General features: G+C 45.2%; 10 protein-coding genes. 3 read left to right on the top strand and 7 right to left on the bottom strand.

All coding sequences use genetic code 11. From position 1 onward, the window contains the following. Positions 1-24 precede the first annotated feature (24 nt). The 3 genes from tsaB to QQL66_RS08465 are packed head-to-tail and all read left to right on the top strand — an operon-like array spanning position 25 to position 2,422. Positions 25-741 (top strand): tRNA (adenosine(37)-N6)-threonylcarbamoyltransferase complex dimerization subunit type 1 TsaB, encoded by a 717-nt coding sequence (gene tsaB, locus QQL66_RS08475; RefSeq protein ID WP_284380698.1) that lies wholly within the window; start codon positions 25-27, stop codon positions 739-741. A 23-nt stretch (positions 742-764) separates the two neighbouring features. Continuing rightward, complete coding sequence (locus tag QQL66_RS08470; RefSeq protein ID WP_284380697.1) at positions 765-1,574, top strand: undecaprenyl-diphosphate phosphatase; 810 nt, start codon at positions 765-767, stop codon at positions 1,572-1,574. An 11-nt stretch (positions 1,575-1,585) separates the two neighbouring features. After that, positions 1,586-2,422 (top strand): class I SAM-dependent methyltransferase, encoded by an 837-nt coding sequence (locus tag QQL66_RS08465; protein WP_284380696.1) that lies wholly within the window; start codon positions 1,586-1,588, stop codon positions 2,420-2,422. A 106-nt stretch (positions 2,423-2,528) separates the two neighbouring features. Here the strand turns inward: QQL66_RS08465 and QQL66_RS08460 are convergent, their stop codons facing one another. The 7 genes from QQL66_RS08460 to QQL66_RS08430 all read right to left on the bottom strand — a co-directional run bounded on the left by QQL66_RS08460 (position 2,529) and on the right by QQL66_RS08430 (position 13,212). Then, entirely contained in the window at positions 2,529-2,906 is a 378-nt protein-coding gene (locus QQL66_RS08460; RefSeq protein WP_284380695.1) for a hypothetical protein, read from the bottom strand. Positions 2,907-3,173: 267 nt separating this feature from the next. Further along, the gene (gene dapE / locus QQL66_RS08455) at positions 3,174-4,325 is read right to left on the bottom strand and encodes a succinyl-diaminopimelate desuccinylase (protein WP_284380694.1); all 1,152 of its coding nucleotides are present in this window, start codon (positions 4,323-4,325) and stop codon (positions 3,174-3,176) included. Positions 4,326-4,417: 92 nt separating this feature from the next. Then, the gene (locus QQL66_RS08450; RefSeq protein WP_284380693.1) at positions 4,418-7,537 is read right to left on the bottom strand and encodes a beta strand repeat-containing protein; all 3,120 of its coding nucleotides are present in this window, start codon (positions 7,535-7,537) and stop codon (positions 4,418-4,420) included. 237 nt (positions 7,538-7,774) lie between these two features. Beyond that, on the bottom strand, positions 7,775-8,803 hold the full coding sequence (gene dapD / locus QQL66_RS08445; protein ID WP_284380692.1) for a 2,3,4,5-tetrahydropyridine-2,6-dicarboxylate N-succinyltransferase: 1,029 nt from the start codon (positions 8,801-8,803) through the stop codon (positions 7,775-7,777). 41 nt (positions 8,804-8,844) lie between these two features. Continuing rightward, positions 8,845-9,195, bottom strand: a complete 351-nt coding sequence (locus tag QQL66_RS08440) for an ArsC family reductase (protein ID WP_284380691.1) — start codon at positions 9,193-9,195, stop codon at positions 8,845-8,847. Between the two features lie 53 nt (positions 9,196-9,248). Beyond that, positions 9,249-10,451: a succinyldiaminopimelate transaminase gene (gene dapC / locus QQL66_RS08435; RefSeq protein WP_284380690.1), complete on the bottom strand. Its 1,203-nt coding sequence runs from the start codon at positions 10,449-10,451 to the stop codon at positions 9,249-9,251. Positions 10,452-10,527: 76 nt separating this feature from the next. Further along, a complete protein-coding gene (locus QQL66_RS08430; protein ID WP_284380689.1) occupies positions 10,528-13,212 on the bottom strand; it encodes a [protein-PII] uridylyltransferase in 2,685 nt (894 codons plus the stop codon). Positions 13,213-13,258 lie beyond the last annotated feature (46 nt).

The following is a 13,258-nucleotide window of genomic DNA, read 5'->3' as shown; positions in this document are numbered from 1 at the left end:
AGTCTCTGCTTTTAGACCTTTTTTATGTCTGCCTATTACTATTCTTTAATCTTTATGAAATCTACTTTACTCGCGATTGATACGTCGACGGATGCCTGTTCGGTGGCGTTACTGCATAACGGTACAATTCACTCTGATCATCAGTTACTCCCTCGGGAACATACCCAGAATATCCTGCCAATGGTAGAGAGCTTACTGGCTAAACAGGGTGTTGCGGTATCGCAATTGGATGGCCTTGTAGTTGGCGCTGGCCCTGGTTCTTTTACTGGATTAAGAATCGCTTTTGGCGTGGTCCAGGGCTTGGCTTTCGCAATTAATAAGCCTGTGGCAGCTGTGTCTACATTAACTGCCTTGGCAATTCGAACTCGCATGTTGAGTGCTCATGATTCTGGCGAGCTGATTGCGACGGTGGATGCCCGGATGAACGAGTTGTACTGGGCAAAGTATCGCTATTCAGAAACGGCATTTGAGTTGTTGTCTGAGCCGTCTGTGTCCAAACCAACAGATGTCAATATCGAGAATATTCAAGCGATGTCGGGCACTGGGTTGGTGTATCGTGACCAATTTTCTGCCGCAGTTGATGACGTGGAATTCTTCCCGGAAGAGCGACCTCGTGCTGAAGACATGCTGACGTTCATTCAGGAATTTCCTGAGCAAGTATTGTGGCAATCTGCTGATCAGGTGGAACCGTTATACGTTCGAAATGATGTGGCGAAAAAGAAAGCCGATCAGAAAAAATAAGACTTAGAGTACAAGGAGTGTGTATGGCTTGGTTCCAACTGGTTCTATTAGCTGTTATTCAAGGGTTAACTGAATTTCTGCCGATCTCAAGTTCGGCCCACCTGATTTTACCTGCTCAGCTTTTAGGGTGGCAGGATCAAGGGTTGACGTTTGATGTCGCGGTGCATGTAGGGACATTGCTGGCGGTGTTGATCTATTTCCGCAAGGATGTATTCAAGATTGCAATGGCGTGGTTTGGTAGTTTTGTAGGAAAGGGTGTAACCACCGAAGCTAAAATGGGGTGGTGGATTATCATTGCTACTATCCCTGTGGTGTTATGTGGCGCGACATTGAACGATTTTATTGAAACGCATCTTCGCTCTATTGTGGTGATCGCGGCGGCTTCAATTTTCTTTGGTTTGGTTTTGTTGTGGGCTGATAAGGCAGGTTCAAGAAAACAACCAATGGAGTTGCTGGGAATAAAAGGAGCATTAGCTGTAGGTTTGGCCCAGGTTTTTGCTTTGATTCCCGGGACATCGCGCTCTGGTGTGACGATGACTGCGTCGTTATTTCTTGGTCAAACGCGTGAAAGTGCTGCCAGGTTTTCTTTTTTACTTTCGATTCCCGTTATTCTTGGTGCTGGTCTGTTCAAAGGGAAAGATCTTATTGAACAAGGAAGTGATGCTTCCATGATGGTGGCTGGTAGTGGAGCCTTGTTAGCAGCAATCAGTGCGTATATTTGTATTAAACTATTTTTAGCCTTTATTAATCGCATTGGTGTTTTGCCATTCGTAATTTACCGCTGTGCCCTGGGAATCATTCTTCTGGGAATCGCATTCATCATTCCTGCTTAGGTTATTACTTAATGTCGACTGTCTATAAGCTGAAACCTGAACAAGTGACCGAGTCTCTTGTGGTGCTGTATGCACCGCATAGAGAGGCCCAGGCGACCAAGTTTGTTGAGGCTTTCGGCGGTCAGGCATTGGTTATCCGACCACAGCAAACGCTGGATTTAACCTCGTTGGACCCTGATAAGCATCTGGCTTTGGTGTTTGATGAAGCGGTTTCTTTACAGTCAACCGGTCCAAAACCACCTGGCCCTGTGTTCGTTGCCTTTGAAGGTAACGCCATGGTTCATCGTTTAAAGCACGGGGGCGGTAAAGGCGAGCAAGTCGCAAAAGCGGTTGGATTGAGTAAAGTCTCTGGAGATCGACAATTAACGGTTCTGGATGCCACTGCAGGCTTAGGCCGGGATAGCCTGATTCTTGCTGCTTTAGGGTGCTCAGTAACCATGTTTGAGCGTAATCCCGCCGTTCGGGAATTACTTCAGGATGGTTTGGATAGGGCTTCAATTGCCAGTGATGTAACGGATGTGGTTGAGAGAATGTCGTTGCGTAAGGAAGACTTTATTTCAGCCAGCAGCGACATAGAAGATGAAAGCTTTGATGTTGTCTATCTGGACCCTATGTTCCCGGATCGGTCAAAGACGGCGTTAGTGAAAAAGGAAATGCGCGTATTTAAGCAACTGATTGGTGGTGATGAGGACGCCGATGAGTTGTTTGAGCCAGCTTACCGAATTTCAAAGCACCGGGTGGTGGTTAAGCGTCCTAAAGCCGCTCCTTTTCTGGCTAACAAGACCCCGAGTTTACAAATAAAAGGTAAATCAGGGCGGTTTGATATTTATACCAAAAAAGCGTTCTAGCTCGTAGGTTTGCTCATTACGAGCAATGTTTTTTACGAGCTATGGTCTTAGCGAACTGCACAGCACCTTTGGAAAATAGCTCTGAACAACTCTACCTGAGCGCAACTTATTTTTTCCAAAGAATCTCTTCCGTGTTGCCATCCGGTAATACTTTTAACCACTCATCTGGGTCTTGATCTTCATCCCAGCCACTGCGAATGCAGCGAATTTCGGTATTAAGTTCCTGGGCCATTTGTTTCGCACACGTGATGTCGTCTTCCCAGGGGGTATCTGGCGTATCAAACCAGACGCTGTTCCAGGCTTTTCCTACAACTGCTGGCATGATCATTACCGGTAATGATTTACCTTGGCATTGGACTTGGTAGTGCTGAAGGCCGCCTTGTAATTTCCCCTGATACTCTGTTGTACCCAGTGCTTGCTCAAACCAGTTCACAAGCTCTTCTTCGGATTTGTTTTTGACGTAGACTTCGATGTCTGGATACATAAATTATTTGCCTCTTAAACGAGAGAATATCAGTGCGAGATAATGAATGAATGCATAAGCGCCACCTGCACAGGCTAAAATTAACCCGACTAAGGCAATGATCTCTTGGCGGAGCGATGGCTCTATTTTAGATTCAGCGTAGAAAATAAGCAGGGCACCGCAAGCGAAAATGAACACTGCACAAACAAAGCGCTGAAATATTACATGATCCGGTAGGTTTCGAGCGCTTAGTAAGGTTAATAATTTTCGCTTGTCTGGCATGGACGATTAAGCTTCTGCGAGTAAATCGATCAGGATTTGCTGATAAACGTCTGTAAGTAGGTTGAGGTCTTCCGCATTCACGCACTCATTAATTTTATGAATGGTCGCATTTGACGGACCAAGCTCAACCACGTGTGTCCCAGTCGGTGCGATAAAACGACCATCCGAAGTACCGCCGGACGTTGAAAGCTCTGGCTCATACCCTGTCACTTTTTTCACGCTGTGCTTAACAGCATCAATTAGTGAACCGCCAGATGTTAAGAATGGGCGACCAGACAGCATCCATTTTAATTCATATTTAACACCGTGCTTTTCAAGGATTGAATCGGTAAGTTCCATTAATTGCTCGGCAGTCACTTCAGTGCAGTAGCGGAAGTTGAAGACCATTTCTAGCTCGCCAGGAATCACATTGGTAGCGCCTGTTCCACAGTTAATGTTGGTAACCTGGAAGCTGGTCGCCGGGAAAAACTCGTTGCCATTATCCCAAACCTGATTGGTAAGTTCGGCTAAGGCGTTAGCGATGCTGTGAATAGGGTTGTCTGCAAGGTGCGGGTAAGCCACATGACCTTGTTGACCTTTTACTGTTAGATAACCGTTTAATGAACCGCGACGGCCGTTTTTCACTACGTCGCCCAATTGATTGGTGCTGGATGGCTCGCCCACGATGCACCAGTCAATGTGTTCGTTACGTGCTTGTAAATGCTCAACCACTTTTACGGTGCCGTTCTTGGCAGGGCCTTCTTCATCACTGGTGATCAAAAAGGCAATAGAGCCCACATGATTCGGATGTTCTTCAATGAAGCGCTCAACCGCAACAATCATCGCCGCCAACGAGCCTTTCATGTCTGCTGCACCACGTCCGTACAACATGCCGTCTTCTTTGATTTCAGGCTTGAACGGATCTGTATCCCACTTCTCTAATGGACCGGTCGGAACCACATCTGTATGACCTGCAAAGGCTAAAACAGGTTCACCTTCGCCACGACGAGCCCAGAAGTTATCCACCTCTTCAAAACGCAGTTTCTCGATCTTAAAGCCTAGTTTTTCAAGACGCTCAATCATTACGTCCTGGCAGCCTTTATCGTCAGGAGTAACAGAATTACGACGAATCAAATCAACGGCTAATTCAAGGGTTGGGGAAAGATCGGTTGAGGACATGGTTTTCTCGCAAGCTAAGTAGGATTAAGGGCGAGATTTTACAGGAAGTTGGGGAGAAAAGAAAAAGCCCCTCGGTGAGGGGCTTGGAATTATTAAAAGGGAGTTACTACAGTATAGGAGGCTGACCTGCTAGTTCCGTCAGGTGTTTGGTATTCAATTGATAACTGGCCAGATACTTGATTTACACTAGTGGGTCTTGCAAGAGTCACAGAATATGCACTTGGGTTTGTAGAGTTGCTAGCTGTTTGAGAACTGCCTGCGGTCACATCACAATTTGAACAGGTGAACGTTATTTCAGAACCTGCAGGTATATTATTACCATTGTTATCGGTGATTAATATATAGACCGTCTCTGAGGAGTTTGTAGTACTTAATTCAATACCATTTACTAATTCAGTACCATTATCATATTGTGGTACGTCACCTGTTAAATTAGTGATGTCTGTAGAAACTTCGTCAGACGAAGGAGGGTTGCCTGATTGCTCATATTCATAGTTTCCTGCTAGCGGGTCGCTATCTCTAATATAGAAAATTCCATCATCTGTCGATATAACAAACGTATCTTCATCCCAGACATAGGTTAAGCTGGCACAATGACCTTCAGCAATAGCTGCTTGGCTACATAAAGCACCGTTAAACAGACCGTCTGGTCCGTCATAGGTAAGATTTGAATTGAAGTCTACAAATGCCTCTGTGATGTCATCACTATCATCGCCTGGTGTCGGATCATTAGCATCAATTTGATCATTGGTATACACACCATCTTCGTTGATGTCTGCAAATGGTTCGCCCATGTCATCAAATGCTTCACTGACACTTGAGTCGATAACTGAGTCACCGTTAATATCTAAATTTCCATCTAGAGTGCCATCACCGTTAGTATCTATACAATTGGAGCATTCAACGTCAAACACTCCATTACCATTAGAATCATAAAAGGTTTCTTCACCAATGGCATAAGCCAGAACATTCGTTCGACCGAATCGATCGTTTTTGCCTCTAGATAGAGGGGCGATGTTTGTTCGTACGCTTCTGTTAAGGTCTACATCTGGATTATCTCCAGAGCTTAACCAGGTTAGAGTACAACTGCCTTGAGTTGCTTCACTTTGGTTGGTCACTTCGCATGAAGCTTGGGCATTATTATTATTCACTGAACCTACACGACCGCCTTTGTCGGCAATGACAGTAAATGTGGTTCCTGATACAACCGGGTTGCCAAAGTGATCTGCTGCGCTAAGAGTGATGGTATTTTGAACGTTTGCGCCGTTATATGCTTGTACTGCAAAACTTTCCAGGGCTTGAGAAAAGCTATCCTGATCCGGTAAACCTACGCCAATATTTAATTGTTCTGACACAGTCGATATCGTAGTTGCGCCAACAGTCATGTTTGCTTTTACTCGAACAGGGGTTGGTACAGTGCCTGAAGTAATTGTTACTGTTACTTGTCCATTAGCATTGGTGTTTGCAGAAGCAGGAGAGAACGTAATACCACCAACATCGGTTGTTAGTTCGAAATTAACCGTTTGCGAAGGAACGGCATTACCTCCGCTGTCTGTAGCTGTAAAGGTGATATCAGATGTTTCTGAGCGTCCTAAGCCGCTGGTGTTTTTGAGTGCTAGCAACGTTTCAGTAATGTTAGTCATTGATAGACTGGTTGCTGATGACGATGTGGTAGTAATAATAGCGGTATTGTCTGTTGTGCTACCGGCTGCTCTGGTTGCTTGGAATGGCTGTCCACCAATAGTTGCGTTTGCAGTGATTACATCATTTCCTGTACAAGAGATGTTTGTATAAGTTGCCACAGCAATCCCACTGATAGCTGTTACCGGAGAATCGACACTAGCATTTCCAGCAGATATACAGCTCGAAGTAAAGCTGACTTGATAAGACTCTGTAAATAACGTGGCCGGGCTATCGCCCTTGATTGCAGCAACTTCAAGCACCGTTGTGCTTCCGGCAGATAATGAGGTTGTATCTATCTCAACAACTGACTCTTCAAAATTGTTGATAATCGTGTTGTCAGTTCCGACAATTGCGCCAAACTGTATTTCATCAGCAATGATGTTGAAGTTAATTGAGTTGCTAGTATTCTCTCCGTTATAAGTAGATACAACACTTCCGTTTCCAGATATAGAACCTGGAATAATATCAAGAACGGCTTGACCGTTGGAATCTGTAATAACGTCTAAAGATTGGCCTGTAATCGTACGGGTTGTGCCCGGAAAAGTATATTCTAAGATCCCTTGTCCTGTAATAGTTACGTTTACATTTGCATATTGTAATGCGCTACCCTGGGTTAAACCGACGGTGAGAATACCGTTGTCTGTGGTGGTAATATTTCTTGTATCCTCCTTTGAGGATAGGGCGAAATCTTGAGTGACTGTTACAGCTGTAGTGGTTGTATCTACATCGTCACCCGCTGTCGCAAAAGAGGCTCCTTTAGAAACTCCACTAATAGTTGCGGTTGCGGTGCCAGCACCTGCTGTATCTCCTGCAGAAAGAATGACGTAAGCAATACCATTGCTATCGGTTAAAGCTGTTGATTGGTTAAGTACCCCAAGATCAGTTGAAAAACTTATGACAAATCCTTCAACGCTCTCAGTTGCTGAGGTGGTTGATAATTGAGCTTCAATTACGGCTCTAACATCGCGAGTAATTTCTTCGCCGGAGTTAAATGGCGTTTTAGATTGCGGGGTAGCAGTGTATGCCGCAGCTTTGTAGATATTAACTTCAAGCGTTGCGTTAGCTGGTAGTGATGAAGAGTCACCTTCATCGCCAAGAGCGTTATAGGTTGTGGTATCAAACGCTCCTGTGTCAACGACAACAGCTGCCGTTCCAGCACCAGCCTCTGTACCTGCAAAAATTTGGATACTTGCTACGCCACTTGAATTAGTTACCGCACGTCCTGAGCTTGGATTTAATCGTCCATAAGGCTCAGTTAAAGAGAAGTTTACAATACGGTTAGCATTGTTAGAGCCAGAAAGAGAGGCTACCAGAAATGCAGAGCTGGCGTCTGAAATGTTAACGATAGGATTACCAGCAGAGTCTTGTAGAACAAGATCAACGCTGGAACTAGATGAGCCACCACCGATATTCCCATCATTCGGGTCAACACCACCACCGCCGCCACCGCCGCAGGCTGCTAATATCCAAGCAAACAAAATATAAAATAAACTTTGGTAACCACACCTTAACATTCTTTTATTCTCCATGGTTTTCCCTGCGCAGGCTTTAATATGGGACTAGCAGATAATGATAGTTCAATTTAACAGATGCTACTTAATTCAATTTTGAGACGCAACGCAAAAAACATGAAAATTCAGATGGTTGGTATATAAATATAGAGTGAAATGTTAAGTATGAACCGCTGAATGGTCTTTCGGACAGGATAAAAAATCCCCGGCAGAAGGCCGGGGATTGAGTAGGGTATTGAATTACTTGGGTAAAACTTAGTTGTTTGCGTGCAATTCTTCGTTAAGCTCGATGGCTGTTTTGTTGGTTTTACATTCCACAGCACCGGTTTGAGAGTTACGACGGAATAATAGGTCGTTCTTGTTTGCAAGGTCGCGCGCTTTAACCGTTTCAACCGCTTGGTTTTGGTCATCCAGCATAATAACCTTGGTACCGGCAGTAATATAAAGGCCCGCTTCAACCGTACAACGGTCACCTAGTGGAATGCCAATACCGGCGTTTGCGCCGATTAAGCTGTTTTTACCCACTGCAATGATGATGTTACCGCCGCCAGACAAGGTACCCATTGTTGAACAGCCACCGCCCAGGTCACTGCCTTCGCCTACCATGACGCCAGCAGAGATACGGCCTTCAACCATAGACGTGCCTTCGGTACCTGCATTAAAGTTCACGAAGCCTTCGTGCATGATGGTGGTGCCTTCACCAATGTAAGCGCCAAGACGTACACGTGAAGTATCCGCGATACGTACACCGGCTGGAACTACGTAATCCGTCATTTTAGGAAACTTATCCACAGATTGAACCTGGATTAACTCGCCTTTAGCACGAGCTTCAAGTTGTTTTTGAGCAAGTTCTGTCAGGTCGATCGCACCTACATTGGTCCATGCGACGTTTGGAAGTAGACCAAAGATGCCAGCCAGATTAACGCCGTGTGGTTTTACCAAACGGTGTGATAGAAGATGAAGCTTTAAATACACTTCTGGAGTTGAGCTTGCTTGTTCGTCTGATTCAAGAACAACTACAACCGCTGGCGCTGATGATTGAGCAGCTGTTTTTGCAATGTTAGCTTGAGTTGCTTCGCCTGCTGATTCCAAAGCGCTTGCCAATGCGGTAAGTGCTTCAGTTGAAGCTTCGATTGTTTGATTGCCTTTGGTATAACCAATCGCAGCTTTTGCTGCGTCAATGATGCTGTCCGCTGGATTTAGCACAGGTGCTTGGAAAAACGTTTCCAGCCACTCGCCTTTAGTGTTTTTGGTGCCGATACCGATTGCAAATGAAAATGCCATGTTAACTCCTGTTGAATTCGGATAAACGTGATTTAAAAAGATTAGGACTCAAAAAGGGCTTGGTAGTCAGCTTCTTTGAATCCAAGAATAGTTTGATCGTTATGCTCTAATAGCGGACGCTTAATAATGGATGGGTTGTCTAGGATGACTTCAACCGCTTTTTGTTCGTTCATGTTGTTCTTTAGATCGTCATCCAGCTTACGCCATGTCGTGCCGCGTTTATTGATAACGTTTTCCCAGCCTAAGGTTTCAATCCACTGCTTGGCTTGCTCTTCAGAGGGTGCTTCTTTTTTGTAATCCTGAAATTCATAACTGACACCCTTAGAATCAAGCCATTTAAATGCTTTCTTCATCGTGTCGCAGTTTTTAATGCCATATATTTTAGTGGACATGCTTTAACCTTTGGTGCTTTAGATACATTCTGGTTTGGGATTTAACTAATATGTTATGACTTGTTGAGTCGTTCGATCAGGCTTCGAATCCGCTGAGCTGCTTCCAGGCATTCATCCACTTCTGCGACGAGCGCCATTCGGATTCGTCCTTCGCCCGGGTTTATACCATCAACGGTTCTTGATAGGTAGCTGCCAGGTAAAACCGTGATGTTTTCTTCAGCAAACAACCTTTGTGCAAACTCTTCTTCATTGATTGGAGTTTTGGGCCAAAGATAAAAGCTGGCATCCGTTTGTTCGATGTCCATAACAGGGCTTAGAACTTCAAGAACTTGCTTAAATTTCTGCTTGTACTGGCGACGATTTTCCAAAACGTGTTCTTCATCATTCCACGCGGCGATGGAGGCTAACTGAGTATGAATGCCCATTGAGCAGCCATGATACGTGCGATAAAGCAGGAAGTTTTTCAGAATGTCCTGATCTCCGGCAATAAAGCCTGATCGTAGACCGGGAAGGTTTGAACGCTTGGAAAGAGAGTGGAATACCACGCAGTTTTTAAAGTCGTCTCGGCCTATTTGGGCGCAGACTTCCAATAAGCCTGTTGGTTTGTTGGCTTCATCCGTATAAATCTCGGAATAGCATTCATCCGAAGCAATGATGAAGTTATGTTTGTCAGATAATTCAATCAGTTGCTCTAGAGTGCTGCTTGGTATCACTGAGCCAGTAGGGTTGCCTGGTGAGCAAAGAAATAGAATTTGGCAATCGTTCCAAACGCGCTCTTCCACTTGGCTGAAATCAGGGATGAAGTGATGATCTTCCAGGCAAGGCAGGAAGTGAGGGGTCGCCCCACTTAGGTAAGCTGCCCCTTCGTAGATCTGATAAAACGGGTTTGGGCTGACAACCAGCGGGTTGCTGGCCGTACGATCAATTGCTGCTTGAGTGAAAGCAAAAATTGCTTCGCGTGTTCCGTTAACCGGCAAGACCTGAGTTTCTGCATCGCATTGGTTGAGTTTAAAACGTTGGATTAACCAATTTGCGATGGCTTCTCTTAACTCGGGTAAACCCTTGGTGCTTGGATAGCGTTCCATTTCTGGTAAAGCGTTAACCAGTGTATCCAAAACAAACTGCGGTGCAGGGTGCTTGGGCTCGCCAATTGATAGTGCAATGTGCTTTTTATCTGCTGGCGGTGTAATGCCTTCTTTAAGTTTGGCAAGTTTTTCAAATGGGTAAGGCTGAAGCTTATCTAGATCTGGGTTCATTTCGAGTCCTTGCTGGTTTCTTTTGCGTTAGTTAGTCATGCAAAAGAAACCGTGTTCGTTCTTATTTTGATTGAGCTTATTGATTGTTGGAGTGCTCGTCTAATGTCTTGCAAAGTGTGTGTTGAAGCTGGATGCACACGTCAGGATCACTGATCGGTGTATTTTCTGTGTCAGTGATGTAGAAAATATCATCAATTTTTTCACCGAGGGTTGTGATCTTGGCGTTCTGTAGTCTCACGTCAAAGTCGACAAAAACTCTGCCAATCATGGCAAGAATACCAGGGCGATCAGGTGCAGTGACTTCAATAACGGTCACTTGCTTGATGGCATCATTGTGAATGATCACTTCTGTCGGCATCTTGAACTGTTTCAGTTGTCGCGGAGTGCGCTTTCTGATCAGCTCTAAATAGTTGCTTGGATCTTGTAATGCAACGATTAGGCTGGCTTTGATTTCTTCAATACGAAGACTGTTTTCTCCAATCGGAGAGCCAGAGTCATCAAGCACGATAAAACTGTTTAGCGTGAAGCCGCTTTCGGAGATGATGATCTGAGCATCCTGAATGTTCAGATTGAGGTTTTCCATCACCGACGCCGTCACTGCAAACAAGTGCTTCTCGTCTTTTGTGTACACAAAAATTTCGGTGCCACCTTCGTGTTCACGATCGGTGGTTTCCCTTAACTCAATGAGTGGTTGAGAGGGATTTTTGTGAGAAAGAATGGAGGAAACATGCCAGGCAATTTCCGTTGGTGTATTACGGAACACATAGTCTTGCCCAAGCTGAGACAATAACTCCCGAACTTGTGCTTCGGTGTAAGGCATGTCGAACATGAGTTCCAGTACAGAGTCTTCTCGATCCTTCAGGTACTCTTGTGGATTAATCGGGTTTTCCAGTCCACGTCTAAGAGCACGCCAGGTCTCGGTATATAGTTGACGCATGAGCGAGGCGCGCCAGCTATTCCATAGTGTCGGGTTGGTGGCATTGATGTCTGCTACGGTGAGCAAGAATAAGTAATCCAGGTGATTTTTATCCTGAACTTTTTCAGCAAATTCCAGTATCACATCGGGATCACTGATGTCTTTACGTTGGGCAGTCATGGACATTAATAGATGATTTTCTACCAGCCAACTCACCAGATCAGTTTCCCACTTATTCAATCCGTGGCGTTCACAGAATTTACGCGCATCTACGGCACCAAGTTCTGAGTGATCTCCGCCTCTTCCTTTAGCTATGTCGTGGTAAAGGCCGGCAATATAGCAAAGTTCTACTTTCGGAAGTTCATGGATGATTCGGCTAGCCAGCGGGTACTGATCACGGTTATCTGCGAAACGGAAGCGACGAAGGTTGCGAACCACTTGCAGGGTGTGGGCATCAACCGTGTAAATATGAAATAGGTCGTGCTGCATTTGCCCTGTGATTCCAGCAAATTCAGGTAGGTAACGACCAAGAATTCCCCACTTTCTCATACGCCATAATTGGGTGACTAATCGGGTGGGAGTACGCATCAACGCCATAAATATGCTGGTGTTAATCGGGTCGGCACGGAAATTATCATCGATTAAATGGCGATGATTGCGTAGATTGCGAATGGTTGTGGCACGAGCTCCTTTAACCCCTTCGGTACGAGCCATGATAAGGAAAATCTCAAGCATGGCGGAAGGTTGTTCAGCAAATACTTTCGGATGTTTGACTTCGATAAAGTTGTTTCGGATTACGAAACGTTCGTTCAATTCGACTACTTCATCGGGTTCGTCCGCCATTAGAATGGTTTCATTGAAGTGCTGAATGATCACGTCGTTAAGTTCGCCAAGCTGTAAGACCGTTCGGTAATAGCGTTGCATTAACTGTTCGACGGCTAAACGACTACCGGTATCTTGATAGTCAAACAGTTCGGCGATTTTTCGTTGGTGATCGAACAACAGTCGGTCTTCTGGGCGACCGGCAATCATGTGCAGTGCATAGCGGACGCGCCAGAGAAATTCCTGACCTCGTTGCAGCATATCCAGTTCTTCTTCATTGAGTACGCTAAGACGAACCAGCTCATCCATGGAGTTAGCCCCGTATTGGCGTTTGGTGATCCACATGATGGTTTGGATATCACGCAATCCGCCTGGAGACGCTTTGATGTTCGGCTCGAGGTTGTACTCTATGTTGTTGAACTTTCTATGGCGTTGCTGTTGCTCTTCCCACTTGGCCTTAAAGAAGGCCTTGCTGTCCCAGATAAATGATGGGCCTGTGAGTGAGGTCATCTTATAAAGGATGTCGCTGTTACCTGAAATCGCACGGGATTCCATGAGGTTGGTAGTAACAGTGATGTCTTTCTGAGCTTCTTCCTGGCATTCGGTTATTGTGCGAACGCTATGCCCAATATTGAGATTCAGATCCCAGAGCAAGGTCAGGAATTGTTCAATGGCTTGTTGGTGGTTTTCCGGCGGTTCTGAATCGAACAGGATTAAAACGTCGATGTCAGACTTCGGATGCAGTTCGCCTCGGCCATAACCACCTACAGCGATGAGCGCACATTGATCCACTTCGTGGAGGTTACTGTGCTCCCATGCCTTGATCAGAACCTGGTCGATTAACCAGGCTCGATCATAAATGAGATGGTGAATATCATCGCCTGATTCAAAGCGAGCATTAAGCGCGGTATCTCCATCGGCGATCATCTGTTTGAGTGTGCTGATGATGGAGTTGCCAAATGAAAGTGAATTTTCGAAATAGTCTTTGCTGAAAAGTCCTGTGTCTGGCGAGTACGTGCTCATATTTATGCTCTGCTAAAAAGCTACCCAAGTAATAGGGTTGAAAATC

Source organism: Litoribrevibacter albus (assembly GCF_030159995.1).
In the GTDB taxonomy this organism is placed as follows: Bacteria; Pseudomonadota; Gammaproteobacteria; order Pseudomonadales; family Litoribrevibacteraceae; genus Litoribrevibacter; species Litoribrevibacter albus.
This window is presented reverse-complemented; position numbering and strand designations above follow the sequence as displayed.

What these genes read in the sequence shown, in the direction of transcription:
- dapD (WP_284380692.1), bottom strand. Translation starts at nt 8,803, where the DNA reads ATGGCATTTTCATTTGCAATCGGTATCGGCACCAAAAACACTAAAGGC.
- dapE (WP_284380694.1), bottom strand. Translation starts at nt 4,325, where the DNA reads ATGTCCTCAACCGATCTTTCCCCAACCCTTGAATTAGCCGTTGATTTG.
- QQL66_RS08465 (WP_284380696.1), top strand. Translation starts at nt 1,586, where the DNA reads ATGTCGACTGTCTATAAGCTGAAACCTGAACAAGTGACCGAGTCTCTT.
- QQL66_RS08470 (WP_284380697.1), top strand. Translation starts at nt 765, where the DNA reads ATGGCTTGGTTCCAACTGGTTCTATTAGCTGTTATTCAAGGGTTAACT.
- dapC (WP_284380690.1), bottom strand. Translation starts at nt 10,451, where the DNA reads ATGAACCCAGATCTAGATAAGCTTCAGCCTTACCCATTTGAAAAACTT.
- QQL66_RS08430 (WP_284380689.1), bottom strand. Translation starts at nt 13,212, where the DNA reads ATGAGCACGTACTCGCCAGACACAGGACTTTTCAGCAAAGACTATTTC.
- tsaB (WP_284380698.1), top strand. Translation starts at nt 25, where the DNA reads ATGTCTGCCTATTACTATTCTTTAATCTTTATGAAATCTACTTTACTC.
- QQL66_RS08460 (WP_284380695.1), bottom strand. Translation starts at nt 2,906, where the DNA reads ATGTATCCAGACATCGAAGTCTACGTCAAAAACAAATCCGAAGAAGAG.
- QQL66_RS08440 (WP_284380691.1), bottom strand. Translation starts at nt 9,195, where the DNA reads ATGTCCACTAAAATATATGGCATTAAAAACTGCGACACGATGAAGAAA.
- QQL66_RS08450 (WP_284380693.1), bottom strand. Translation starts at nt 7,537, where the DNA reads ATGGAGAATAAAAGAATGTTAAGGTGTGGTTACCAAAGTTTATTTTAT.